The organism is Aminobacter sp. MET-1 (genome assembly GCF_026521175.1).
Classification (GTDB): Bacteria; Pseudomonadota; Alphaproteobacteria; order Rhizobiales; family Rhizobiaceae; genus Aminobacter.
Window position 1 is genome coordinate 179,408 of sequence record NZ_JAMSHL010000007.1, and the last position, 25,727, is coordinate 205,134.

21 protein-coding genes are annotated in these 25,727 nt (G+C 64.4%); 13 read left to right on the forward strand and 8 right to left on the reverse strand.

What is annotated here, in order from left to right:
- Nucleotides 1-10 precede the first annotated feature (10 nt).
- The gene (locus NDO48_RS12740) at nt 11-781 is read left to right on the forward strand and encodes an SDR family NAD(P)-dependent oxidoreductase (protein WP_267321571.1); all 771 of its coding nucleotides are present in this window, start codon (nt 11-13) and stop codon (nt 779-781) included.
- A gap of 7 nt (nt 782-788) precedes the next feature.
- Here the strand turns inward: NDO48_RS12740 and NDO48_RS12745 are convergent, their stop codons facing one another.
- The 5 genes from NDO48_RS12745 to NDO48_RS12765 form a co-directional block, all read right to left on the reverse strand.
- Nucleotides 789-1,808, reverse strand: a complete 1,020-nt coding sequence (locus NDO48_RS12745) for an aldose epimerase family protein (RefSeq protein ID WP_267321572.1) — start codon at nt 1,806-1,808, stop codon at nt 789-791.
- A 174-nt stretch (nt 1,809-1,982) separates the two neighbouring features.
- The gene (gene purU, locus NDO48_RS12750; protein ID WP_018429229.1) at nt 1,983-2,834 is read right to left on the reverse strand and encodes a formyltetrahydrofolate deformylase; all 852 of its coding nucleotides are present in this window, start codon (nt 2,832-2,834) and stop codon (nt 1,983-1,985) included.
- Between the two features lie 107 nt (nt 2,835-2,941).
- Nucleotides 2,942-4,168 (reverse strand): NAD(P)/FAD-dependent oxidoreductase, encoded by a 1,227-nt coding sequence (locus NDO48_RS12755; protein WP_157632783.1) that lies wholly within the window; start codon nt 4,166-4,168, stop codon nt 2,942-2,944.
- A 5-nt stretch (nt 4,169-4,173) separates the two neighbouring features.
- A complete protein-coding gene (locus tag NDO48_RS12760; RefSeq protein WP_018429227.1) occupies nt 4,174-4,488 on the reverse strand; it encodes a MocE family 2Fe-2S type ferredoxin in 315 nt (104 codons plus the stop codon).
- Nucleotides 4,489-4,531: 43 nt separating this feature from the next.
- Nucleotides 4,532-5,620 (reverse strand): fatty acid desaturase family protein, encoded by a 1,089-nt coding sequence (locus NDO48_RS12765; protein WP_018429226.1) that lies wholly within the window; start codon nt 5,618-5,620, stop codon nt 4,532-4,534.
- 161 nt (nt 5,621-5,781) lie between these two features.
- Here NDO48_RS12765 and NDO48_RS12770 point away from each other — a divergent pair, with 161 nt between their 5' ends.
- The 12 genes from NDO48_RS12770 (at nt 5,782) to NDO48_RS12825 (ending at nt 20,138) form a co-directional block, all read left to right on the forward strand.
- Nucleotides 5,782-6,813: a LacI family DNA-binding transcriptional regulator gene (locus tag NDO48_RS12770; protein WP_018429225.1), complete on the forward strand. Its 1,032-nt coding sequence runs from the start codon at nt 5,782-5,784 to the stop codon at nt 6,811-6,813.
- A gap of 164 nt (nt 6,814-6,977) precedes the next feature.
- Nucleotides 6,978-7,793 (forward strand): TIM barrel protein, encoded by an 816-nt coding sequence (locus NDO48_RS12775; protein ID WP_026227453.1) that lies wholly within the window; start codon nt 6,978-6,980, stop codon nt 7,791-7,793.
- A 308-nt stretch (nt 7,794-8,101) separates the two neighbouring features.
- A complete protein-coding gene (locus NDO48_RS12780) occupies nt 8,102-9,037 on the forward strand; it encodes a substrate-binding domain-containing protein (protein WP_018429223.1) in 936 nt (311 codons plus the stop codon).
- A 101-nt stretch (nt 9,038-9,138) separates the two neighbouring features.
- Nucleotides 9,139-10,677 carry a sugar ABC transporter ATP-binding protein gene (locus NDO48_RS12785; RefSeq protein WP_018429222.1) on the forward strand — a complete coding sequence of 513 codons (1,539 nt, stop codon included), beginning with the start codon at nt 9,139-9,141 and terminating at the stop codon, nt 10,675-10,677.
- Nucleotides 10,678-10,709: 32 nt separating this feature from the next.
- On the forward strand, nt 10,710-11,753 hold the full coding sequence (locus NDO48_RS12790; RefSeq protein WP_267321573.1) for an ABC transporter permease: 1,044 nt from the start codon (nt 10,710-10,712) through the stop codon (nt 11,751-11,753).
- Nucleotides 11,754-11,856: 103 nt separating this feature from the next.
- Nucleotides 11,857-12,846 carry an inositol 2-dehydrogenase gene (iolG, locus tag NDO48_RS12795; protein ID WP_026227451.1) on the forward strand — a complete coding sequence of 330 codons (990 nt, stop codon included), beginning with the start codon at nt 11,857-11,859 and terminating at the stop codon, nt 12,844-12,846.
- 171 nt (nt 12,847-13,017) lie between these two features.
- The gene (locus tag NDO48_RS12800) at nt 13,018-14,946 is read left to right on the forward strand and encodes a bifunctional 5-dehydro-2-deoxygluconokinase/5-dehydro-2-deoxyphosphogluconate aldolase (protein WP_018429219.1); all 1,929 of its coding nucleotides are present in this window, start codon (nt 13,018-13,020) and stop codon (nt 14,944-14,946) included.
- 61 nt (nt 14,947-15,007) lie between these two features.
- Nucleotides 15,008-16,858: a 3D-(3,5/4)-trihydroxycyclohexane-1,2-dione acylhydrolase (decyclizing) gene (gene iolD / locus NDO48_RS12805; protein WP_018429218.1), complete on the forward strand. Its 1,851-nt coding sequence runs from the start codon at nt 15,008-15,010 to the stop codon at nt 16,856-16,858.
- Nucleotides 16,859-17,142: 284 nt separating this feature from the next.
- The gene (gene iolE / locus NDO48_RS12810; RefSeq protein ID WP_018429217.1) at nt 17,143-18,060 is read left to right on the forward strand and encodes a myo-inosose-2 dehydratase; all 918 of its coding nucleotides are present in this window, start codon (nt 17,143-17,145) and stop codon (nt 18,058-18,060) included.
- Nucleotides 18,061-18,220: 160 nt separating this feature from the next.
- Nucleotides 18,221-18,421: a hypothetical protein gene (locus tag NDO48_RS12815; RefSeq protein WP_018429216.1), complete on the forward strand. Its 201-nt coding sequence runs from the start codon at nt 18,221-18,223 to the stop codon at nt 18,419-18,421.
- A gap of 6 nt (nt 18,422-18,427) precedes the next feature.
- The gene (gene iolB / locus NDO48_RS12820; RefSeq protein WP_267321574.1) at nt 18,428-19,240 is read left to right on the forward strand and encodes a 5-deoxy-glucuronate isomerase; all 813 of its coding nucleotides are present in this window, start codon (nt 18,428-18,430) and stop codon (nt 19,238-19,240) included.
- Nucleotides 19,241-19,331: 91 nt separating this feature from the next.
- Nucleotides 19,332-20,138, forward strand: a complete 807-nt coding sequence (locus NDO48_RS12825) for a 3-methyl-2-oxobutanoate hydroxymethyltransferase (protein ID WP_018429214.1) — start codon at nt 19,332-19,334, stop codon at nt 20,136-20,138.
- Between the two features lie 109 nt (nt 20,139-20,247).
- On the opposite strand, the gene NDO48_RS12830 is transcribed toward NDO48_RS12825, so the two are convergent.
- From NDO48_RS12830 to NDO48_RS12840, 3 genes are read right to left on the reverse strand one after another with little or no spacing between them, the layout of a single operon-like run.
- Nucleotides 20,248-21,870 (reverse strand): GNAT family N-acetyltransferase, encoded by a 1,623-nt coding sequence (locus NDO48_RS12830; protein ID WP_018429213.1) that lies wholly within the window; start codon nt 21,868-21,870, stop codon nt 20,248-20,250.
- A 21-nt stretch (nt 21,871-21,891) separates the two neighbouring features.
- Complete coding sequence (locus NDO48_RS12835) at nt 21,892-23,229, reverse strand: HlyD family type I secretion periplasmic adaptor subunit (RefSeq protein WP_018429212.1); 1,338 nt, start codon at nt 23,227-23,229, stop codon at nt 21,892-21,894.
- Between the two features lie 12 nt (nt 23,230-23,241).
- A complete protein-coding gene (locus NDO48_RS12840; protein WP_018429211.1) occupies nt 23,242-25,710 on the reverse strand; it encodes a type I secretion system permease/ATPase in 2,469 nt (822 codons plus the stop codon).
- Nucleotides 25,711-25,727 lie beyond the last annotated feature (17 nt).

Sequence of the window (25,727 nt, forward strand, 5' to 3'; positions counted from 1 at the left end):
GGCCAGGGCGATGAGCGAGAACCAGTTCGGGCGCTATCCGAGCCTCAAGGGCCGGTCGGTGCTGATCTCAGGCGGGGCCACTGGTATCGGCGAGGCGCTGGTGCGGGCATTTGCAGGCCAAGTGGCCAGGGTCGGCTTCGTCGACCTTGCGCAAGACGAAGGCGACGCCTTGGCGGCCGAACTGAACGACGGCGGCGCAACAGTGGCGTTTCGGCGCTGCGACGTCACTGACATCGAGGCCTATCGCGCCGCGATATCAGAGATCGAGGCACTGCATGGTCCCGTGCAGGCGCTGGTCAACAATGCGGCGAACGATACCCGGCACGATTGGCGCGAGGTGACGGCCGACTATTTCGACGGCCGTGTTGCGGTGAACATGCGCCATGCTTTCTTCGCCATTCAGGCCGTGGCTCCGGGCATGGCCGCCGCGGGCGGCGGCTCCATCGTCAATTTCGGTTCGATCGGCTGGATGAAGGCCTCGGGCGGCTATCCTGTCTATGCGGCGTCGAAGGCGGCCATCCATGGCATGACACGCTCCTTCGCCCGCGACCTGGGCAAGCACGGCATCCGCGTCAACACGCTGGTGCCGGGCTGGGTGATGACAAAACGCCAGCTCGATCTCTGGGTCGACGATGCCGCCAATGCCGAGATCGACAAGGCGCAGTGTCTTTCGGGACGGGTGACGCCGGAAGACATCGCGCGCATGGCGCTGTTTCTGGCGGCCGACGACTCGCGCATGTGCACGGCGCAGAACTTCGTCGTCGATGGCGGGTGGGTCTAGGCCCTGCTCACTCGACCATCGAGAAACGATATTCCGTCATCTGCGAGTAGATCTCGCCGGGCCTGAGCACGGCGCTCGGGAAATGCGGATGGTTGGCCGCGTCGGGGAAACGTTGCGGCTCGAGGCAGAGCGCGCCGTGGCGGACGCCTTCGATGCCGCCGCGCAGTGTGGGGGCGACGGGCAGGTGAACGCCGTCGTAGAACTGCAGCCCGGGTTCGGTGGTCCAGAGATCGAGACGGATGCCGGAGCGCGGTCCCTCCAGCCGGGCGGCATGCCAGGGTTCGGGCGCCGGCTGCATGGCGAGCACGAAATTGTGGTCGTAGGCTTGATGCGTTTCGTCAGGGCCGTTGCGGACGGCGCGCAGCTCGCGGAAATCGAAGAGGCTGCCGTCGACCGCCGGCACCTCGCCAGTGGGGATGCTCGCGGCATCGACAGGCGTATAGGCCTCGGCCGCGATTTTGAGGCGATGGTCAAGGATCGAGCCTGAGCCGTCGAGATTGAAATAGGCGTGGGTGGCGAGGTTCATCAGGGTGGGCGCATCGGTGCGGCCGCCGAGCGCGATGCGCAGGCGGCTCTTGTCGACCGAATAGCGGCAGGTGACGATGACTTTGCCGGGGTAACCCTGGTCGCTGTCAGGCGAGGTCAGGCCGAGCAGCACAGAGCTTTCGCTGACGTCGATAATCGTCCAGTTGCGGCGGAAGAAACCGTCCGAACCGCCATGCAAGTGGGTGCGGCCGGCTTCGTTGAGATCGAGTTGGTGTTCCGTGCCGTCGAGCGTGAAGCGGCCGCCGGCTATGCGGTTGGCCGAGCGCCCGGCGATGGCGCCGAAATAGCCGCCATGGGTCAGGTAGCCGTCGAGGCTGTCGAAGCCGAGAATGACAGAGCGCGGGCCTCCTGGCGTCGCGACGACGAGGTTGGCGAGCGTTGCGCCGAAGGTGAGCACCTTGGCTTCGATGCCCCCGGCCGCGATCGAGATGGCCTCGACCACCGAACCATCGGGCATCCTTCCGAATTCGCTGACCGGCATTTTGACACTCCTCAAGCTTGCCCCCAGAGTCGGTCCCGCGTTTCTGCGAAGCACGGATCCCACTCTGTCCTCTCAAGCAATCCGGACGGAAAACCGCTGCACGGTTTTCCTGGAATTGCTCTCGGGCAGGCAGACAGTGTCACCACTGCCGGCCGGATGCCAGTGCGGAAAGGCTTAAAACACAACGGTCCTGTGGCCGTTGATGACCACGCGGGATTCGAGGTGGTACTTCACCGCGCGGGCCAGCACCCGGCTTTCGATGTCGCGGCCGGCTGCGACGAAATCGTCCGCCGTCATGGCGTGGCTGACGCGTTCGGTCTCCTGCTCGATGATCGGGCCTTCATCGAGGTCGGAGGTGACGTAGTGGGCGGTGGCGCCGATCAGCTTGACGCCGCGCTCATGCGCCTGGTGGTAGGGCTTGGCGCCCTTGAAGCTCGGCAGGAACGAGTGGTGGATGTTGATGGCGCGGCCGTAGAGCCGCTTCGACAGGCTGTCGGAAAAGACCTGCATGTAGCGGGCGAGGATGACCAGCTCGGCGCCGGTCTCGTTGACCAGGGCCAACAGCTTGTCTTCCTGCTCGGCCTTGTTGTCCTTGGCGACCTGCCAGCAATGATACGGAATGCCCTCGATCTCGGCGGTACGGCGGCTATCCTCATGATTGGAGACGATGGCCGCGACCTCGGCGTTCAGCCAGCCGACGCGGATCTGGTAGAGCAGGTGCAGCAGGGCATGGTCGAATTTGGAGACCATGACGATGATTTTCGGCTTGCGCGCCTGATCGACGAGCGCGGTCTTCATGCCGAAGCGGTCGATGGGCGATTTCAGCGAGCGCTCGACGCTTTCACGGTCGAGCTTCTCGGGGGCGGCAAAGGCGATGCGCATGAAGAAGCGGTTGGTCTGGCGGTCCCAGAACTGGCTGCTCTCGGCGATGTTGGCGCCCATCGAGGCGAGTTCGGTGGTGACGGCGGCGACGATGCCGGGCTTGTCGTCGCAGGACAGAGACAGCACGTAGTTTCGTTCGGACATGGCTTTTCCGTAGGTTGCAGGCGGGAGAGCCGCGAAGCGAATCCGCAGCCAGGGGGCAACAATGATCTATTGGCAACGCGGCTCGATGTCAGCCGTGTGACGTCGCCTCAGAGAAGGCTTTTCAGCTTGATGGCCGATGACGCCAGGGCCTCGGGATCGGGGCTGGCCATCTTGCCGATCAGCATCTCGGCAAGCCGGATATCGCGGGCGACCGCATTGTCGGGGCCGATGCCGCTGGCGGCGACCAAGCGGCCATCGTTCTTGAGATGGAACAGGATGAAAGCACCGTCACCGAGATCGCGGCGGACAGTGCGCTCGCCTTCGTCGGGCAGGCCGGCGATCTGCAGGGTAAGGCCGTACTGGTCGGACCAGAACCACGGCACGCCGGCGTGAGGTTCTTCCGATCCGAGCATGTTGCGGGCAGCGAGTGCGCCATGTTCCTGGGCGCTGCGCCATGCTTCGAGACGGACGCGGCGGTCGCCATAGATGGCGAGCGGGAAGGAACAGCAGTCGCCGGCGGCGAAGATCTCGGCATCGCTGGTGCGCAGACGAGCGTCGACCGAGATGCCGTTGTTGAGGGCGAGGCCGGCAGTTTCGGCGAGTGCTGTGACCGGCATCGCACCGATGCCGATGACGGCGAGGTCGGCCACTATCGCGCGGCCGCTCGACAGTGTGATGCGCACGGTCTCGCCGTCGTCTTCGATTGAGGCGATGCCGTCGCCGCAGACGATCTCGACACCGGCGGCCGTGTGAGCGTCATGGACGATGGCGGCGATTTCCTCGGGCACGCCGCGCATCAGGATGCGGGGTTGTGCCTCGATGACGGTCACCTCAGCGCCGAGTTTGCGGGCCGAAGCTGCCAGCTCGAGGCCGATGAAACCGCCACCGACGATGGCCGCGTGGACACCTTGGCGAAGATGCCTGCGGATCAGGAGCGCGTCGTCGAAGGTCCGGAGATAGACCGAGCGCGGACCCATGCCTTGAAGCGGCAGTTTGCGCGGCACGGCACCGGTGGCCAGCAGAAGCTTGTCGTAGGCGAGGTCGGAACCGTCGGCGAGGCGCACCGAACGATTGGCCCTGTCGATGCAGGTGGCGTTCGTCGAGCCCTTGAGGTCGATGCGGTGCTCGGCCAGGCGCGCAGCATCGGCGATGGCCTTGAGCGAAGGCGCTTCGTCGCCCGTCATGGCTTCCTTGGAGAGCGGCGGGCGCTCATAGGGCAGGTGGGATTCGGCGCCGATGAGCGTGACCTTGCCGTCATAGCCCGCCTCGCGCAGGGCGAAGGCGGCGCGCGTGCCGCACTCGCCGGCACCGATGATCACCATTCCCGCAGTCATGTCGATCAACCCAGCTGGATGAAGACTTTGCCGCCGTCGACCTTGACCGGATAGGTCTGGAGGTTGACGCAGACGGGCGCGCCGCGAGCGGCGCCGGTCTTGTAGTTGAAGCGGCCGTTATGCTTGGGGCATTCGATGATGTCGCCCATGACCAGCCCCTGCGCGAGGTGAATCTGCTCGTGGGTGCACAGGCCGTCGGTGGCGAAGAACTCGTCTTCCGGGCTGCGGTAGATGGCGAAGCTTCTGCCCGCATGGTCAAAGCGGATCACGTCTTCCTCGTCGATGTCCTCAGTCGTACAGGCCTCGATCCAGTCACTCATGTCTCTCTCCCTGGGATTTTGGAATGCGGGGCGCCTTGGGAGGCTATTCGGCCGCAAGCGCTGCCTCGCTGTGGAACTCCTCGCGATAGGGCCGCGCCGTCGGCGGCAGCTCGCGCTTGACGAAATAGTCCTCGTTGCGGAGCTGGCGGACGAAGGCCGGCAGCATTTCGCGGTAGCCTTGCCACATGGACTGAGATGGCGCCGGCAGGTCGTGCTTGATCATCTCATGCAATTTCGGCAGTGCGTGATAGGGCACCATCGGGAACATGTGGTGTTCGACGTGGTAGTTCATGTTCCAGTAGATGAAGCGGCTGATGGGGTTCATCAGCACGGTGCGGCTGTTGAGGCGGTGGTCGACGACGTTGTCGGCGAGGCCGCCATGCTGCAACAGGCCGGTCAGCACGTGGTGCCAGGCGCCGTAAAGGCGGGGCAGGCCGACCAGCATCAGCGGCAGCCACGAGCCGAGATAAAGCGCGAGTGCCACGGTTGCCACATAGATCGCGAGCCAGATGCGGGCGATGCGGATGGCACGGGGCTGCTCGCTTTCGGGGATGAAGGTCTTCTCTTCCTTGCCGATGATGCCTGATGCGTTGCGGACCATGTCGACCATGGCGTGCCAGGCGTCGAGCAGGCCGAAGAAGTTGAGCACGACGCGCAGAAGGTCCGGCGGACGCATGACGGCGATTTCGGGATCGCGGCCGACGATGACGGTGTCGGTGTGATGGCGGGTGTGGCTCCAGCGCCAGGTCACCGGATTGCGCATGATCATGAAACAGGCGATCTGGTAGACCGCGTCGTTCATCCATGGCGTCCTGAAGGCCGTGCCGTGGCCGCACTCATGCCAGCGCGAGTCGGTGGCCGAACCGTAGAGCACGCCGTAGCAGAGGAAGAAAGGCACGCACCACCAGCTGCCCCAGAGTGCTGCACCGGCCGCACCGAAGGCGATGAGCAGGCCGAGCCAGATTGCCGTGTCGCGGATGGCCGGGCCGTCGGAGCGCTGCATCAGCTCCTTCATCTGCTTGCGCGGAATGTCGGTGTGATACCACTCGGCGGCGGCAAGGCCGCTCTCGACGGCGCGGCGCGCGCTTTCTCCCACAAGGCTGTAGTCGCGCGCCGAAGGCGTCACGGTCATGGCTCTCTCCCTGGAAGTCGGAAACAGGTCCGCGATGGGCGCCGGACATCGTTCACTGGAAGAATGGTAGCTCATGATGCGATATTTTCAATCATGCTTTGATAGTTTCTATCATTTTCTATCATGGTGCGTTAAGCTGCGACCAAATCCAGGGATTGGACATGAGCAAGCGCCCGACCATCACCGATCTCGCCCAGGCCTCGGGCGTCAGCGTCGCCACCGTCGACAGGGTGCTGAACGGGCGGCTGCCGGTACGCGAGGAAACGCAGCGTCGTGTCTATGAGGCCGCGACATCGATCGGCTATCATGCCGCCGGGCTGATCGCGCAGCGCATGCGCAAGGAGCTGCCGGTGTATCGGCTCGGCTTCGTTCTGCTGCGCCCGCAGGATGTTTTCTACCGCGCTTTCGCCGGTGAGCTGGAGAAGGCGATCGCCCAGTCGACTGGTTTTCGCGGCACTGGTGTCATCGAATTCGCCGACACGCTTGCGCCCGAGGAGATTCTGGAGAGGCTGAGACGGCTGGCGGCGACCTGCGATGCGGTGGCGCTGGTCAGTCCCGACCATCCCAGCGTGACGGCTGCCGTGGCCGAGCTTAAGGAGCGCGGCATGCCGGTGTTCTCACTGCTGTCGGATTTCGCGTCAGGCATCCGCGAGGGCTATGTCGGCATCGACAATCTCAAGGTCGGGCGCTCGGCTGCCTGGATGATCTCGAAATGTGCGCGACGGCCGGGCAAGGTGGCATTGCTTGTCGGCAGCCACCGCTTCCACGGCCACGAGTTGCGCGAGATCGGTTTCCGCGCCTTCTTCCGCGAGCATGCCTCCGAATTCACGCTGCTCGAGACCATCGTCAATCACGAGTCCCACGAGATCACGCAACAGGTGCTCGGCGATCTGCTCAAGCAGCATGACGATCTCGTCGGCTGCTATGTGGCTGGCGGCGGCATCGAGGGGGCGATCTCGGCGCTGCGGCAGGTGCGGCCCGACCCACTGCCGGCGCTGATCTGCAACGAGATAACAGCCGATACCCGCGCCGCGCTCGCCGACAATCTGGCTGTCATGGTCATTGCGACGCCGCTCGGACCGCTGTGCCGCGAGCTCGTCGCGCTGATGGCGCATTCGATCGAGGCGGGGGCGGCCAATGCGCCCGGGCAGACCTTCCTGCCGTTCGACATCTATCTGCCCGAAAACATCTGAGTGAGCCTGGCGCCGGCGTGGCTCGGCGGCGACAGCGGCCGCCGTCCATCCGAATCTATCAGCGAATGATAGATTCCGCTCAGCTTCCGGATTGACTATTCCGTTTTACGAGTAGAATGGAACGTAAATATCGAGGCCTGTCGCCCGCGGAGGAGAAATTCGGCATGACCAGCAAGCTCACATTCGCGCTGAACCATATGGTGGCTCCGGGCCTGAAGCCTGCGGCGTTCTTTGCGCTCAGCCGCGAGCTCGGCCTGAGCGACGTCGAAATCCGCAACGACCTCGCCGGCAACGCCATCGTCGACGGCACGCCGGCCGCCGCTGTCGGGGCGCTCGCGGCGGAAAATGGAATATCCATTGCAAGCATCAATGCGCTGCAGCGCTTCAACGAATGGAATACGGCGCGGGAAGCCGAGGCGATCGAACTCGCTGATTACGCGCGCGACGTAGGTGCGCAGGCTTTGGTTCTGGTGCCGGTCAATGACGGCACGGGGCAGGCGGATGGCGAGCGCCAGCGCAATCTGAGGACGGCGCTGTCGGCGCTGAAGACCATTCTCGGCGATCGTGGCGTGCGCGGCCTGGTCGAACCGCTCGGCTTCGAAATCTGCTCGCTGCGTTCCAAGCGCGAGGCCGCCGAAGCCATCGAGGATGTCGGCGGCACGGCAACGTTCCGCATGGTGCACGACACATTCCATCATCATCTGGCCGGCGAGCCCGATATCTTTCCCGGCATGACCGGACTGGTGCACATTTCGGGTGTCGATGATCCGGCCGTGACTGTGCCCGACATGCGCGATCCGCACCGCGTCCTGGTCGATGCAGCCGACCGCCTCGACAATGTCGGCCAGATCCGGGCGCTGCTTTCGGGCGGCTATCAGGGACTGCTGTCCTTCGAGCCGTTTTCGCCTGCTGTGCAGAAGCTTGCCGACCCGCGCACCGCACTTGCCGAGAGCATCGCGTTCATCCGCGAACGGCTGTAAGCCGCTGCAACGGCAGGGCGGTCCCCGTCCGGCCGGTTGCAACCGTCTGAGGTGCGCTTTTCACGCAAAGATTGATCGGCCAGCGATGGAATGCCTCTTGACGTTCACACGAAATATGGAATAAATATTTCATATACAAAAAGCACGGCCCGAACATTCTGAAATCAGGGCTGGCATCGGGAAACGGGCGGCACATTTTGCATCGCGGAGGAGCGATGGTGGCGCCCGCAGAGACGGGCCTTCGGCATGACCGCGGGCTTCCGGCACAACGGGGTGCAGCCGGACACCATTGTTGGAGGAGAGTGATCATGAAGAAATTCTTGCTCGGCGCTGCCATGACCGCGCTGATGACGGGTTCTGCATTTGCCGGCGACATCGGTGTCAGCATGGCCAATTCGGACACCTTCCTGACGGTCCTGCGCAAGGGCATCGAAAAGGCCGCAGCCGACGCCAAGCAGCCGGTCGTCATCGAAATCGCCGACGACGACGTCAACAAGCAACTCAGCCAGGTTCAGAACTTCATCGCCGCCAAGGTCGATGCCATCATCGTCAACGCCGTCGACACCTCGGCGACAGCCCCGATGACCAAGCTCGCCAACGACGCCGGCATTCCGATCGTCTATGTCAACCGCCAGCCGATCGACGTCGATGCGCTTGGCGCAAAGGGTGCGTTCGTTGCTTCGAACGAAGCCGATTCCGGCACGCTCGAGACCAAGGAAGTCTGCCGCATCCTCAAGGAAGCCGGCAAGACCGAAGCCGGCATCCTGGTGATGCAGGGCGATCTCGCCAACCAAGCAGCGCAGATGCGGACCAAGGACGTCCACGACGTCATCGCCACGCCGGACTGCTCGTTCATGAAGATCATCGACGAACAGACCGCCGGCTGGGATCCGGTCAAGGCGCAGGACCTGATGACCAACTGGATCGCCGCCGGCCACAAGCCCGACGCCGTGATCTCGAACAACGACAACATGGCCATCGGCGCCATCAACGCCATGAAGGCGGCCGGCTGGGACATGAAGGACGTCGTCGTCGGCGGTGTCGACGCCACTCAGGAAGCGCTTGCCTACATGAAGGCCGGCGATCTCGACGTGACCGTGTTCCAGGACGCGGCCGGCCAGGGCAGCGGTGCTGTCGATGCGGCGATGAAGCTCGCCAAGGGCGACAAGGTCGAAGCCAAGGTCTGGATTCCGTTCCAGCTGGTGACGCCTGCAAATATGGACCAGTTCACGTCCAAGAACTGATATGATCCACTCAATGCGCCGCCGCTCGGCGGCGGCGCATTTCCCCTGATAGACTGTGCCCCCGCGCAAGCGCCGGGCCGGGTCTGGGAGGACCGATCGCCATGAACGGCACAGGCACGATGGAAGCGGCCCCCGCAGGCGCCGCTGCGGTGAACGACGGCTATCTTCTCGAGGTCGAGAATGTGCGCAAGGAATTTCCAGGCGTGCTTGCGCTCGACAACGTCCAGCTCAGATTGAAGCGCGGCAGCGTGCATGCGCTGATGGGCGAGAACGGCGCCGGCAAGTCGACGCTGATGAAGATCGTGGCCGGCATCTACACGCCCGACACCGGCACCTTCAAGCTGCGCGGCGAGGATATCCGCCTCAAGGGCCCGCTCGACGCGCTGGAGCATGGCATCGCCATGATCCACCAGGAACTCAACCTGATGGCGCCGATGACGGTGGCCGAGAACATCTGGATCCGCCGCGAGCCGCTGACACGTCTGGGCTTCGTCGACCATGGCGAGATGCGGCGCAAGACGGCAGCGCTGTTCAAGCGCCTCAACATCGACATCGATCCCGACATCCAGGTCGGCACGCTGAGCGTCGCCAACCGGCAGATGGTCGAGATCGCCAAGGCCGTATCCTACGAATCCGACGTGTTGATCATGGACGAGCCGACATCCGCGCTGACCGAGCGCGAGGTCGACCACCTGTTCACCATCATCCGGGCGCTGCGCGAGCAGGGCAAAGGCATCATCTACATCACTCACAAGATGAACGAGCTGTTCGAGATCGCCGACGAATTCTCGGTGTTCCGGGATGGCAAGTACATCGCCACCAAAGCGTCGACCGAAGTCACCCGCGACGACATCATCCGCATGATGGTCGGTCGTGAGATCACCCAGATGTTCCCCAAGGAGGAGGTGCCGATCGGCGATGTCGTGCTGTCGGCCAAGGGGCTGACGCTCAAGGGCGTATTCTCGGACGTTTCCTTCGACGTGCGCTCGGGCGAGATACTCGGCATTGCAGGGCTCGTCGGTTCTGGCCGTTCGAACATCGCCGAAACCGTGTTCGGGGTGACGCCGTCGGACGCCGGCACGATCGAGCTGTTCGGCAAGACAGTGCGCATCGACAGCCCGGCAACGGCGATGAAGCACGGCATGGCGTTCCTGACCGAGGATCGCAAGGAAACCGGCTGCTTCCTGCTGCTCGACATCCAGGAAAACACCCAGATGGCGGTGCTGCAGTCGGGTTATGTCAAGAACGGTTTCGTCAAGCAGAAGCACCTGGCCAGGGATTCGGTCGAGATCAGCCAGCAGCTCAGGGTGAAAACGCCCGACATGGCAGAGCCGATCATCAATCTTTCCGGCGGCAACCAGCAGAAGGTGCTGATCGCGCGCTGGCTCCTGACCAAGCCGAAGATCCTGATCCTGGACGAGCCGACGCGCGGCATCGACGTCGGCGCCAAGGCCGAAATCCATCGCCTGATCTCGAAGCTGGCGGGGCAGGGCGTGGCGGTCATCATGATCTCGTCGGAGATGCCCGAGGTGCTGGGCATGAGCGACCGCATCATGGTGGTGCATGAGGGCCGCGTCACCGGCTTCCTCGACCGCGCAGAAGCCAGCCAGGTCAAGATCATGGAACTCGCGTCGCACTGATCGGCGCCAACTAGCTCAAGGGTGGAAGAACCATGTCGACGAACGAGATTGCGAGCCCCGCAAACGTCATCGGAAGCAAGAAGCGCCTGCCGCCCGAGGTCTCGATCCTGGGTGTGTTGATCGGCATCGCCATCGTCTTCGAGATTCTCGGCTGGATCTTCGTCGGCGACAGCTTCCTCGCCAACAAGCAGCGCCTGTCGATCATCATCCTGCAGGTGTCGGTGATCGGCATCATCGCGGTCGGCGTGACCCAGGTCATCATCACCGCCGGCGTCGACCTGTCCTCGGGCTCGGTCGTCGGCCTCGCGGCCATGGTGGCGGCCAGCCTGGCGCAGACATCGGTCAATCCGCGCGCCGTCTATCCCTCCTTGACCGACATATCGCCTATCTGGGCGATCCTGGCGGGTCTCGGCGTCGGTCTGATTGCGGGCACGATCAACGGGTCGCTGATCGCTCGAACAAAGATACCGCCCTTCATCGCCACGCTCGGCATGATGGTGTCGGCGCGGGGTCTCGCCAAATGGTACACGCTCGGCCAGCCGGTGGCGCTGCTCGACGACAGCTTCACCTGGTTCGGCAAGAGCTTCAACATCCTGGGCTTTCCGCTGCCTCTGCCGGTCATCGTGTTCCTGCTCGTCGCCGTCATCTTCCACATTGCACTGGGCTACACACGCTACGGCAAGTTCACCTACGCCATCGGCGCCAATCCGCAGGCGGCGCGCGTGTCGGGCATCAATATCGGCGGCCATCTGGTCAAGGTCTATGCCATCGCCGGCCTGCTTTCGGGCCTGGCAGGGGTGATGACGGCGGCGCGTGCCGCCTCCGGCCAGCCGGGCATGGGCGTGGCCTATGAGCTCGACGCCATTGCGGCGGCTGTCATCGGCGGCACCTCGTTGTCGGGCGGCGTCGGGCGCATCACCGGCACGGTGATCGGGACGATCATCCTCGGTGTCCTGACTTCGGGCTTCACCTTCCTCAAGGTCGGCGCCTACTATCAGGAAATCATCAAGGGCATCATCATCGTGGCGGCCGTGATCATCGACCAGCACCGCCAGAACAAGCGCAAGAAGGCCTGATGCAAAACCAAGGTCGCCCGGCACCCGTCGGCAGGCGGCCCTTTATCCTCCCAATTCAAGATTGCAGGCCCGGACGGCGCGGGCCAAGGAAAATGAGGTTGTCATGACAGTTCGGTTCGGTGTCCTGGGTGCAGGCCGCATCGGCAAGGTTCACGCCAAGGCGGTGGCCTCCAACCCGCAGGCGAAGCTGGTGGCGGTTGCCGATGCCTTCGAGAAGGCGGCGAACGATCTCGCCGAGGCCTATGGCTGCGAAGTGCGTTCCATCGACCAGATCGAGAAGGCGTCGGATATCGATGCGGTGGTGATCTGCACGCCGACCGACACCCATGCCGACCTGATCGAGCGCTTCGTGCTCGCCGGCAAGGCGGTGTTCTGCGAGAAGCCGATCGATCTCGATGCGGCCCGTGTCGAGAAATGCCTGGCAGTGGTCGAGAAGGCCGGCGGCACGTTGATGGTCGGCTTCAACCGGCGCTTCGACCCGCATTTTGCCGCCGTGCGCAAGGCCATCGACGACGGCGCCATCGGCAAGGTCGAGCAGGTGGTGATCACCTCGCGCGACCCCGGCCCGCCGCCGGCAGAATACATCACGCGTTCGGGCGGCATTTTCCGCGACATGACGATCCACGACTTCGACATGGCGCGTTTCCTGCTCGGCGAAGAGCCGGTGGCGGTGACGGCGACGGCCTCCGTGCTGGTCGACAAGAAGATCGGCGAGCTCGGCGATTTCGACAGCGTCTCGGTGATCCTGGTGACCGCAAGCGGTCGTCAGTGCGTCATCAGCAATTCGCGCCGCGCCACCTATGGCTATGACCAGCGCATCGAGGTGCATGGCTCCGACGGCATGGTGTCGGCCGAGAACCAGCGCGCGGTTTCGATCGAGGTCGCCGGTGCGATGGGCTACACCCGCCCGCCGCTGCACGACTTCTTCATGACCCGCTACACCGAGGCCTATGCCAACGAGATCGCGGCCTTCATCGCCTCGGTGACGAAGGGCGCAAAGATCTCGCCCGACGGCAAGGACGGCCTGATGGCGCTGAAGCTGGCTGATGCGGCGCTGAAGTCAGCCAAGGAAGGCAAGACCGTCAGGCTCTAGGCCGACGGGCAGACAGTCGCCTCGGGGCAATGGGCCTCGGGGCGGACAGTCACAATCTGTCGATGGAATGAAAATTCCGATTGACTGATTTATGGAATTGAAATTGCATTGTGTGGCCTGCGAGCGGAGCAAGCGGGCAGGCCGGCGCGGCGGAGCGACCGGGAGGACAAAATGACCGACCCCAAGAACCAGCCTACACTCGACGTCATCACCATCGGGCGCGCATCGGTCGATCTCTATGGGCAGCAGACTGGATCGCGGCTGGAGGACGTTGCGTCCTTTGCCAAATCGGTCGGTGGTTGCCCTGCCAACATTGCCATCGGCACGGCGCGTCTCGGCCTGCGCTCGGCGCTTCTGACCCGGGTCGGCGACGAACATATGGGCCGCTACATCCGCGAGCAGATGCTGCGCGAAGGCGTGTCGGACAAGGGGCTTGTCACTGACAAGGAGCGGCTTACGGCACTGGTGCTGTTGTCGGTCGAGGACGACAAGACGTTTCCGCTGATCTTCTATCGCGAGAATTGCGCCGACATGGCGCTCGTCGAAGACGACATCGATCCTGATTTCATCAAGTCGGCGCGGGCGATCGTCGTCACCGGCACGCATTTTTCGCGGCCCTCGACCGATGCTGCGCAGCGCAAGGCGATGCGGCTGATCAAGGAAGCAGGCGGCAAGGTGGTGTTCGACATCGACTACCGCCCGAATCTCTGGGGCCTCGCCGGCCACGCCGCCGGAGAGAGCCGCTACATCGCCTCCGATGCCGTCTCCAACCATCTCAAGGGTGTGCTGGCCGATTGCGACCTGATCGTCGGCACCGAAGAAGAGGTGATGATCGCCTCCGGTGAAAGCGAGCTTCTTGCAGCCCTCAAGACGATCCGCTCGCTGTCCAAGGCAACGATCGTGCTCAAGCGCGGTCCGATGGGCTGCATCGTCTATGACGGGGCGATCTCTGATGACCTTGAGGACGGCATCGTCGGCAAGGGTTTTCCGATCGAGGTCTACAATGTGCTGGGCGCCGGCGATGCCTTCATGTCCGGCTTCCTACGCGGCTGGCTGGGCGGCGAGAGCCTGGCGACTTCGGCGACCTGGGCCAATGCCTGCGGTGCTTTTGCCGTATCCCGGCTGCTCTGCTCGCCTGAGATCCCGACCTTCGACGAGCTGCAGTTCTTCCTCAAGAACGGCAGCAAGGAACGCGCGCTGCGCAAGGACGAGGCGATCAACCACGTGCATTGGGCAACGACCCGCCGACACGAGATCCCGTCGATGATGGCGCTGGCCTGCGACCATCGCATCCAGCTCGAAGACATCGCTGCCCGCACCGGCGCCGATGCGTCACGCGTCCGCGATTTCAAGGTGCTGGCGGTGAAGGCTGCGGCCAAGGTGGCCGACGGACGCGACGGCTACGGCATGCTGATCGACGAGAAGTTTGGCCGCGAGGCGATGTTCGAATTCGCCCGCCATCCCTTCTCCTGGCTTGGCCGGCCGGTGGAGCTGCCGGGCTCGCGACCGCTGCGTTTCGAGTTCTCGCAGGACATCGGCTCGCAGCTGGTGGAGTGGCCGGTCGAGCACTGCATCAAATGCCTGTGCTTCTACCACCCCGACGATCCGGCCGAGCTCAAGGCCGAGCAGCAGCAGAAGCTGCGCACGCTGTTCGAGGCGGCGCGGAAGGTGGGCCGCGAACTGCTGGTCGAGATCATCGCCGGCAAACACGGCAAGCTCGACGAGAACACCATTCCACGTGCGCTGGAAGAGCTCTACGCGCTTGGCATCAAGCCCGACTGGTGGAAGCTCGAGCCGCAGGCTTCAGCTGCCGCGTGGAAGAAGATCGAGGCGGTCATCAACACCAACGATCCCTATTGCCGTGGTGTCGTGCTGCTGGGGCTCGAGGCGCCGCTGGCCGATCTGGAGGTAGCGTTCGCCGCGACCGCGGACGCTGCGGTGGTCAAGGGTTTTGCCGTGGGGCGCAGCATCTTCGCCCATGCGGCTGAAGAATGGCTGGCCGGCCGCATGAACGACCAGGCTGCGGTCGACGACATGGCCCAGCGTTTCGAACAGCTGACCAAGGCATGGCTTGCGGCGCGCGACCGTCGGGCGGCATAAACAGACAGCCGAGGCGAGGCCGGCATCTCAGGATGCGCCGCCGAAGCGGGAGGAGAAGACGATGACCAAGACCGTTCGCCTGACCATGGCGCAGGCGCTGACGCGCTACCTGACGCGGCAGATGACCGTGATCGACGGCAAGATGGTGCCGCTGTTCGGTGGCGTCTGGGCGATATTCGGCCACGGCAACGTCGCCGGCATCGGCGAGGCGCTCTATCAGGTGCGCGAGGAGCTGCCGACCTACCGTGCCCATAACGAGCAGGCGATGGCGCATGCGGCGATCGCATTTGCCAAGGCGAATTTCCGCCAGCGCATGATGGCGGCGACGAGCTCCATCGGCCCCGGCGCGGTCAACATGGTGACGGCCGCAGCACTCGCCCATGTCAACCGTCTGCCGGTTCTGCTTCTGCCCGGCGACGTGTTTGCCAACCGCGTGCCCGACCCGGTGTTGCAGCAGGTCGAGGATTTCGGCGACGGCACGGTCTCGGCAAACGACTGCTTCCGTCCCGTGTCACGCTATTTCGACCGCATCACCCGGCCAGAGCAGATCATCCCGGCGCTGGCGCGCGCCATGCAAGTGCTGACCGATCCGGCCGAATGCGGGCCGGTGACGCTGTCCTTGTGCCAGGACGTGCAGGCCGAGGCTTATGATTATCCCGAGAGCTTCTTTGCCGAGCGCGTGTGGACGCCGCGCCGCCCGCGTCCGGATCGCGACGAGCTTGCGACTGCGGCAGAGGTGCTGAAGGCGGCGAAGAAGCCGCTGATCGTGGCGGGTGGCGGCGTGCTCTATTCCGGTGCGTCGGAAGAACTCGATCGCTTCGTCCAGGCCACGGGCATTCCTGTCTGCGAGACCCAGGGCGGCAAGTCGGCGCTGACCGATGAGCATGGGCTGAACATGGCGGCGGTCGGCGTGACCGGTACAGCGGCAGCCAACCGGCTGGCCGAGGAAGCCGACGTGGTGCTGGCCGTCGGCACGCGCCTGCAGGACTTTACCACGGGATCTTGGTCGCTGTTCAAGAACGCCGGCAAGGCCATCATCGGCCTCAATGTGCAGCCCTTCGACGCCGGCAAGCACATGGCGCTGCCGTTGGTGGCGGATGCGAGGGAAGGGCTCGTCGAACTGGGCGCCGCTGTTGCCGGCTACAAGGCGCCGGCGTCCTGGACCGAAAACGCCAAGGCAGGCAAGGCCGAGTGGCGCAAGGCTGCGGCCAAGGTGACGGCGGCGACCAATGCCGCCTTGCCGTCGGACGCGCAGGTGATTGGTGCTGTGCAGCGCACGCTGGGCAGCGACGTCATCGTGCTGCATGCGGCCGGCGGCTTGCCGGGCGAGATGCACAAGCTGTGGCAGGCGGGCGGCCCCGGCTCCTACCACTCCGAATATGGTTTCTCCTGCATGGGCTACGAGATCGCAGGAGGCCTGGGCGCCAAGATGGCGCGGCCGGACAAGGAGGTCGTCATCATGATCGGCGACGGCTCTTACCTGATGCTGAATTCGGAGATCGCGACCTCGGTCATGCTGGGGCTGAAGCTCACCATCGTGCTGCTCGACAACAGGGGCTATGGCTGCATCAACCGGCTGCAGATGGCGACAGGCGGCGCCAACTTCAACAATCTGCTGCGCGACAGCAGGCATGAGGTTCTGCCCGATATCGACTTCGTCGCGCATGCGAAAAGCTTGGGCGCCAACGCCGAGAAGGCTGCGTCCATCGCCGACCTGGAAGCCGCGCTCGACCGGGCGCGCAAGAGCGACAGGACGACGGTGGTGTTGATCGATACCGATCCGCTCATCTCGACCGGCGAGGGCGGCCACTGGTGGGACGTGGCCGTGCCTGAGGTGAGTGCGCGTGCCGAGGTGAATGCCGCCCGCAAGGGCTATGAGGAGAAGCTCAAGCTGCAACGCGTGGGCGACTAGGTGCCCGGACTTGCGAGGTCGGCGCTGCCCTTGCTTGTGATGTGCACGCTGCCCCTCACTGTCCTGCCGGACATCTCTCCCCGTGAACGGGGAGAGACCCGCTGGTCGCGCTGATTTCGCCAATCGGCACCGCTGGAAATGTTGGCGCGACGGTGGTGACAGCCACTCTCTCCCCGTCTGCGGGGAGAGATGTCCGGCAGGACAGTGAGGGGCAGCGCTACGTTGGAAGATCATGCGCCGCCTGGGGCGGGGCGCCGGAAAAGAATTGAGACTGGAGAACTGACGTGAAAGCCAAACTGGGCATGTCCCCCATCGCGTGGTGGAACGACGATCTTGCCGAACTGAGCGATGACGTGTCGCTGGAGGAGTGCCTGCGGCAATCGCGCTCGGCCGGCTTTACCGGCATGGAGCAGGGGCGCCGCTTTCCGAGCACGCCCGAGGCGATGCTGCCGATCCTGAAGGCCGCCGACGTCACGCTTTGCGGCGGCTGGTTTTCCGGCACGCTGGTCAATGAAGACCTCGCCGCCAACAAGGACCGCATCCAGCCGATGATCGACCTGTTCAAGGCGGTGGATGCGCCCTGCATCGTCTATGGCGAGGTCGGCCGCTCGATCCAGGGCGATCGCTCGAAGCCGCTGGCGACCAAGGCGGTGCTATCAGACGACGAGATGAAGGCCTATGCCCGCAAGCTGACCGAATTCGGCGAATGGTGCGCGGAGCAGGGCATGCCTTTGTCCTACCACCACCACATGGCGGCGGTCGTGCAGTTCGAGCGTGAGCTCGACGCCTTCATGAAGCATTCGGGCGAGGGCATTCCGCTGCTGCTCGACGCCGGCCATCTCGCCTTTGCCGGCGGCGATGTGCTGCGCGCCATCGACAACCACCACAAGCGCATCAGCCATGTGCATGTGAAGGACGTGCGGATGGATGTCATCAAGGCGCTCGACTGGACGAAGCAGTCGTTCCTCGACGCGGTTGCGCTCGGCGCCTTCACAGTGCCCGGCGACGGCTCGCTCGACTTCGGCGCGATCGTGCAGAAGTTCGCCGACCATGGTTATGAGGGGTGGTTCGTCGTCGAAGCCGAGCAGGACCCGAAGAAGAACCCGCCGCTGAAGATGGCTCAGGTCGGTCATGCCGAGCTGATGCGGGTGATGACGGCTGCCGGCTACACGGTCGAAACGCAAGGTTTTCCGAACGCATGACTGCGAAAATCGAAGCGGATTTTCGGACAAGACCATTCACAGGTTCAAAAAGCTACAGCATCCTTTGCGCGTCGAGGACGTGCCGCGCTGTAATGCTTGAGCCCAATGTTCCGGGCGGCTACGATCCCGAGAGTATCCGAGGCAAGGCAGTACGCGATTGATGAACGACCAGAACCATCCGTTCCTCAGGCCGCTGTGGCGGCGCGTTGCGCTCGTCGCCTTCTGTGCGGCCTGGTCTATCTTCGAGTTCGCTACCGGATCGGCCTTCTGGGGCACCTTGGCCGGCGGCATGGCGGCACTTGGCGCCTACCAGTTTCTGATCGCCTACAAGCCCGGCAACGACGCCACCGACAAGGAGTGAGAGACCATGTCGAAACTTCTCATCAAGCCGAAGCATGGCACGGGCCGGGTGACGCATGTCACGCCCGAAAGCGCTGGCTGGACCTATGTCGGCTTCGACCTGCACAGGCTGGAGCCCGGCGACACCTTCGGCGACTGGAGCAACGACCGCGAGACCTGTCTGGTGCTGGTGTCAGGCAAGGCGCATGTGCGTGCCGACGACCAGGATCTCGGCACGCTGGGTGAGCGCACGACGCCCTTCGAGGGCAAGCCGTGGTCGGTCTATATGCCGGCGGGCACGGAGTGGTCGGTACGGGCCCAGACGAATGTCGAACTGGCGGTCTGCAGCGCGCCGGGCCTTGGCGGCGGGCATGCCACCAGGGTGATCGGACCTGACGACGTCAAGCAGGAGGTGCGCGGCAAGGGCACCAACACGCGCTACGTCACCAACATCCTGCCCGAAGGCGAGCCGGCGGATTCGCTTCTGGTGGTTGAGGTCATCACCCCAGGCGGCCACACCTCGAGCTATCCGCCGCACAAGCACGACCAGGACAATCTTCCCGCTGAATCGCTGCTGGAGGAGACCTATTACCACCGGCTCAACCCGCCGCAGGGTTTTGCCTTCCAGCGCGTCTATACCGAGTTCAACGACGCCGGCCACCGTGAGATCGACGAGGCGATGGCGGTGGAGGACGGCGACGTGACGCTGGTGCCCAAGGGTTATCACCCCTGCGCTGCCTGCCACGGCTACGATCTTTATTATCTCAACGTCATGGCGGGGCCCAAGCGGACGTGGAAGTTCCACAACGCCAAAGAGCATGAGTGGCTGCTGAAGGCCTGAGGGCCCAGAGCCAATACATTCACGTTGTTAAATCCGCGCATCGTGCTTTCCGAAAACGATTTTCGGGCGATGCGCCAGAGAGGACGAAACGATGGCACGCAACAGGCCAACGGTCGCGGATCTGCGCGCGTTGAAAGGCAGACGGCAACTGTCGAAGCTGAGGGTGACGACGCTGGAGGAAGCGGAGGCCGCCGAGCGCGCCGGCATCGACCTGTTGTCGGTCACTTACGGCCTGATGCTCGATCCCCGTTTCCGCGATGCGGCACCGACCTGCTTTACCGTGCCCGGCGACGAGTACGGCATGATGGGGGCGACCTCAGACGAGATCCTGCGCACGGCGGTGAAGCTGAAGGCTGCGAGTGCGGATGCGGTCTACTGCTCGGCGAGCGCGCAAACCATTCGGCGGCTTGCCGACGAGCGCATTCCGGTGTGCGGCCATGTCGGGCTGATCCCCGTTCATTCGACCTGGACGGGTGGGTTCCGCGCCGTGGGCAAGACCGCCGAGATGGCCGAACTCGTCTGGCGGCAGGTCAAGGAGTTGGAACAGGCGGGCGCCTTCGCCGCCGAGATCGAAGTGGTGCCGGCGGAGGTGGCCGCAGCGATTTCGAAGCGCACGCCGCTGGTGATGATATCGATGGGGGCGGGGGCGGGCTGCGATGCGCAATATCTGTTCGCAGAGGACGTGCTCGGCCTCAATCGCGGTCGCTATCCGCGCCATGCCAAGGTCTATCGCAACCTGGCCGCCGAGTATGACCGCATCCAGCAGGAGCGGATCTCGGCTTTCGGCGAGTATGCCAGCGACATCGCCAGCGGCGCCTATCCGGCCGACAGCCACATGGTCGGCATCGAGGCGGAGGAACTGCGCAAGTTCGAGGCGTTTCTTGCGGCGCAAGGCTGATCAAGGCGAGTCCCGGACCTCGCAGGCAGAATCAACAAGCTCATGGCCAGATTCATCTGGCTCGGCGAAGTCCTTGTAAAGTTTGGTTTTCGCGGCCGATGTCCCCGCCCTACAGTGCCTGCATGGACGCTCGCACGGCCGGTCTCTGCAGTGGCGTGAGCACGAGGTAGTCGGAGCTTGGTTCCGGCCGCAGTTCCTTCAGCAGCGCGTCGGTGTTCGAAGCCAGGACGTTATTGCCTGGCGCTTCCTCCAGCCTGTGGTGGAGATCTTCGAGGATGTCGATTGCCTGTTCGCGCTGTCCCATGGCGGCAAGGCTCTTGCCGAGCATGAGGCGTGCGCCGGCGAAGTCCTCGTTGAGCGCCAGCGACTTGCGGAAGGCGCCAGCTGCATCGTCGTGGCGGCCAAAAGCCTGCAGGGCGGCGCCCAGCCTGAACCAGACTTTCGAGGCGCTCGGGGCGACTTCGGCGAGAGTCGCAAACAGCGCCTGCGCTTGCTGGTGGTCGCCCTTGTCGGACATCATCTGGCCAAGGCCGTAGAGTGCGCGGGCGTGCCTGGGGTCGGTGCCGAGGATCTGGCGATAGCCATTTTCGGCACGGGCAAGCTCGCCCTGCTCGTGCATGCGGGTGACCTCGGCAAAGACGCTGTCGAGCGTGCGCGGGTCGAGCCGGTCGCCCAGATTGCGGCCATCCTTGGTGGCGACGAGGGCGCAGCGGATCCTGCTTTCGGTGACGCCGAACGCCATCTTGTAGGGCTCGTCGCCGCGAAGGAAATCGTAGGTCTCCAACCCCTGTTCGATGGCCAGCCGGATGCTGTGCCCGTGCAGGATCAGGCCGACCGGGGTTGAATTCGCTGTCTCGTCGCGGCCGGAGATGTAGAAGAGCATGGCCTTCTTGACCGGATCGACGAAGCTCGCAAGCACGCCGAGCGGCCGCTCGCCCTGCCACAACACCGGCATGAACAGCGAACCGCTGTCGAAGGCCGTACGCAGGACGATGCGGTTGTGGCGGAGGATCGATTGCAGGCGGTCGCCCTTGCGGGACCCCCAGCGTGTCCGCCAGAAGGTCAGCAGCGTGTCGATGTCGCGGTCGATGGTGGTGGCATCGGCATGGGTGATCCGGAGCTGGCCTGCGTCGACCTTGCGCGTGAAGCGCTTCAGCTTCTGTCGGGTGTTGCTGCTCAGGACCGTTTCCACATAAGCGTCGAAGCTGTCGGGCAGGCTGGCTGCAAAGCAGCGGCAGTTGTTGACGTTGTCGGACTTGTTGATGCGGAGAAACTCGCGCGCGGTCAGCGTGTCCGACGGCAATTGCCCCATCATGGCCAGCAGCCGCTCCTCGGACATGTGCAGGTTCTCGAGGTGGATGCGGGTCCAGTGCATGTCGCGCAGATGGCGGCCGAAGGCCTGCATGGCGGCCACGGCAAGTTCTGGAAGGCAGACGGCCCCGGTATAGTCGGCAGCGTAGTTGCCTGCCATGTTGATCTCGTTGAAGAACTCGCCGGTCTTGATGTTCATCCGGGTCCGCAGGCGCAGGGGCATCAACGCCGCGTAGGGCGTGCCGGGCCCGCCATCGCGGGCGGCGAGCAGAAACCATGTGCCTTCATAGAGCCTGAGGTGGCGGGCCAGCCAGGTCCAGGAGAGGAAGAACTGCGCCTCGGGATCGGCCTCGTAGAGGCGGTCCCAGTTTTCCCTGAGACCGTCGAGCGCTTTCGGATCGGTGATGACGTCGACCTGCATAATGTCCCCCGGCTGGTGGTTTCAGCGCTCCATGAAGGCGCGCGACATGCTGTCTTCGATCGGCTTGGTGAGGTAGCGGAAGAAGGTCCGCTCCTGGGTCTGGAGAAGGACCTCGGCGGGCATGCCGGGCGTGGGCGTGAAACCCTGGACGCGGGCGATTTCGGTGCCTGGAAGGCTGACCCGGGCGAGATAGATTTCGCGCGGCGCCGGACCCGACATGTCGGCGATGGCGTCTGCCGAGACGTAGATGACCTTGCCGTCGAGCACCGGCGTGGTGCGGCGGTTCAAGGTGGTGAGGCGGATGGTTGCCTGCTGGCCGACATGGACGTTGTCGATGTCGGTGCGCGACACCTGCGCCTCGATGACCAGCGGCACGTCGGATGGCAGGATCTCCATGATCGGCTTGCCGCTTTCGATGACGCCGCCGGCGGTGTGGTAATAGGCGCGCACGATGGTGCCGGCGACGGGAGCGTTGATGGTGACTCGGTTGAGCACGCTGCGTGCCTGGCGCAGTTGTTCGCGGACCGTGTCGAGGTCGCCTTCGAGGTTCTGCAACTGTTCGAGGGCCTGTTGCTTGTAGGCTTCCTCCGTCTGGTTGATCTGCTGTTCGAGCTTGATGATCTCGGCGCCGGCCTCGGCGACTTCGGCGGCCAGGCGTCCGATCTGGCCTTCGGCGTCGGCCATGGCGCGCTGGATCGACTTGACCTCCGTGGCGCGCAGCAGTCCCTTGTCGAGCAAGACTTTCTTGCCGGCATATTCTTCCTTCATGAGCGCCAACTGGCGTTCGACGGCGTCGTGCTGCTGCTGGTAGCCGTCGGCGCGAAAATGGAAGGCGGCTATGTTCTGCTGCAGCAGGCCGATCTCGCTCTGCAGTTTGCCGCGTGCGGCGTCGAAGTTGCGCTGCTGGCCGTCGATGATCGGCTTGATCTCGGGGTCGCTGATATTGTCGGTGACGTCGTCGGGGAACGATATCTCGGGTGCGCGCGCCACTTCGGCATTGAGCCGGGCGGCGATGGCGTCGAGGCGCACCTGCCTTAGGAAGAGCTGCCGTTCTGTGGCCTGGGCCGCCGTTTCGTCGAGGCGGACCAGAGGCTGGTCATAGGCGACGTGGTCGCCTTCGCTGACCAGCAAGTCCTTGATGATGCCGCCCTCCAGATGCTGAACGATCTTGTTCTGACCGGAAGCGACGAACGAGCCTTGTGCGATGATTGCAGCGGCCAGTGGTGCCGTGAAGGCCCAGGTGCCGAAGCCGCCGAAGGTAATGAGGATGAGCAGCAGGCCGAGCTTGGTCTGTTTGGCAATGGAGCGCGGCACGTCGGCGTACCATTCGATGTCATGGACCTTTGCGATGTCGCTCATGGCAATACCCGCCTACTGAATCTGATGACCGAAGGAGCCGCCTTCGATGCTGAGGCCGCGCTGGGCGAGCGCCTGCAGCACCTCCTGACGGGCGCCGAACAGGGCCACCGTGCCGTTGACCAGCAAAAGGATCTTGTCGACGCTCTGCAGCAACGCCGGCCGCTGGGTGATGGTGATGACGGTGATCTTGTTGTCCTTGGCGTGCTGAAGCGCCTTGGCAAGCGCTGCATCGCCGGCCGCGTCGAGGTTCGAGTTGGGCTCATCCAGCACCACCATACGCGGGTTGCCGAAGAAGGCGCGGGCCAGCGCGATGCGCTGCTTCTGTCCGCCTGACAAGGGCGCGCCGTCGGCGGCGACGAATGTCTCGTAGCCATGCGGCAGGGTCGAGATCATCTCATGCACGTCGGCCAGCTGCGCTGCCTGGTAGATATCGGCGTCGCTGGCGTCGTCACGCATACGGGCGATGTTGGCCTTGATCGAGGCCGGGAACAGCTGCACGTCCTGCGGCAGGTAGCCGATGCTTTCGCCGAACTGGCGCTGGTCCCAGTTACGCAGGTCCATCAGGTCGAGGCGGACATTGCCCGAGGTCGGCAGGATGGAGCCGACCAGCATCTTGCCGAGCGTGGTCTTGCCGGCGCCGGAATTGCCGATGACGGCGAGCGAATCCCCTGGAGCCAGCGCGAAGGTGATGCCGTTGAGCACGACACGCTTGGTGCCCTGCGGCACGAACAGCAGGCGCTCGACATCGAGACGACCTTCCGGTCGCGGCAGGTTCAGCCGTTCGAAATTGAGCGGCGAGGTCTGGAGCAGGCTGGCGATGCGGTCATAGGCGGCGCGCGACTGGACGACGTGGTTCCAGCCCTCTATGGCGCCCTCGATCGGGCCCAGCGCGCGGCTGGCGATGATCGAAGCGGCGATCACCATGCCGCCGCTCAGGTGGCCGTCGAGCGCCAGATGCGCGCCCCAGCCGAGCATGGTGATCTGCGTCAGCAGCCGGGTCGCCTTGGACAGGGCGGCGAAGGTGATGTTGCGGTCCTGGGCGATGACCTGGGCGCGCAGCGAGTTGGCCGTGTCCTTGCCCCAGATGCGCACGGCTTCCGGGATCATGGCCAGCGCGTTGATGATCTGCGAATTCCGCGACATCGAATCGAGATGCAGGTTGGCCTTGGTCAGATGCGTGTTGGCCTCGCCGAAGGGGCCGGCGGTCGAGCGCTGGTTGATGATGGTGATGACCAAAAGGATCAGCGAGGTGGTGACGACGATGAAGCCAAGATGCGGGTGCACCAGAAACACCGCCAGCACGAACAGAGGCGCAAGCGGCGCATCGAGCAGGGTCAGCAGCGTTCCCGAAACCAGGAAGGAGCGCAGCTGCTGCAGATCGTTCAGCGTCTGGTATTCGCGGCCGTTGCTGTGGAGTGCTGCGCGGGCGGCAGCACTCAGGATCGGCGCGCCGAGCTGGGCTGCGACCTCGACGGCGGTGCGCATCAGGATCAGGCGGCGGATGGCGTCGAAGATGGTCTGCAGGATGACCGCGCCGACGATGACGATGGTCAGCATGATCAGCGTGTCGACCGAGCGGCTGGTGAGCACGCGGTCGGAAATCTGGAACAGATAGAGCGGGATCGCCAGCACCAGCACGTTGCTGGCCAGCGTGAACAGCATGACGATCAGGAGGTTGCGCTTGACGACCTTGAGGCCGGCCTTGAGCGAGGCGGAGAAATCGACCGGGCCGAGGCGCTTGTGGAAAACGCCGTCGCCGCCGCCGCCACCTCCGCCACCACCCTTTCCGCCATCGATGTCGCCGCCGTTGGGGCCCTTGGCATCAGGCAGTTTTTCACGCGCCTTGATCGGTCCGTTGTCGGCTTCGATGATCTTGCCGACCGGTTTCGACTTCATCTCGGCGGCGGGAGCCTGCGGCTCGACGATGCGCAGCTCCGGGGGCGCGACCTTCTCGGCTGCGACGGTTTCGTCCTTTGCCTGCCGGTCGGGGGCGGGAGCCTCTGACTTCTGACGTTCGGGGGCGGGAAGAGGGGCCTCCGGAGGTGCGTGCCGTGCCGGTGAGGGCGGCACGCTCGGAGCCATCGCGGCGGGGGCAGGCGCCGGGGGGCGCGAGGCCGGAATGGTCCGCTCCGGAGGGGGAGGCGCCGGCATCGCCATTGCTGGCTGGACCGGCTTGTGCGGCGTTTGGGGCGCGCCGCCTGATTTGTCTTCATGGTGCGCCTTTGCCTCGGAATGGCGCGCTGCCTTCGGCGTTTCGTGCCTGTCGCCGGCGGCATCATGCAGATCGCTGATGATGCGGTCGATGTCGCGCTCCAACAGGTCGAGCGCCTTTTCCTGATGGGCCACGGCGACCGACAGCTTTTCGTCGGGGGCTGGGCGGAGGTTCAGCGACCTCGGCCGCTCGCGCGGACCCTGGCGGTCGTCGTCGTCTTCGCGTTCGTTCTGGAGGCCGCTCCAGTCCAGTTCGCGGTCGTCGGTCATGTCGCGTCCTCCGAAAC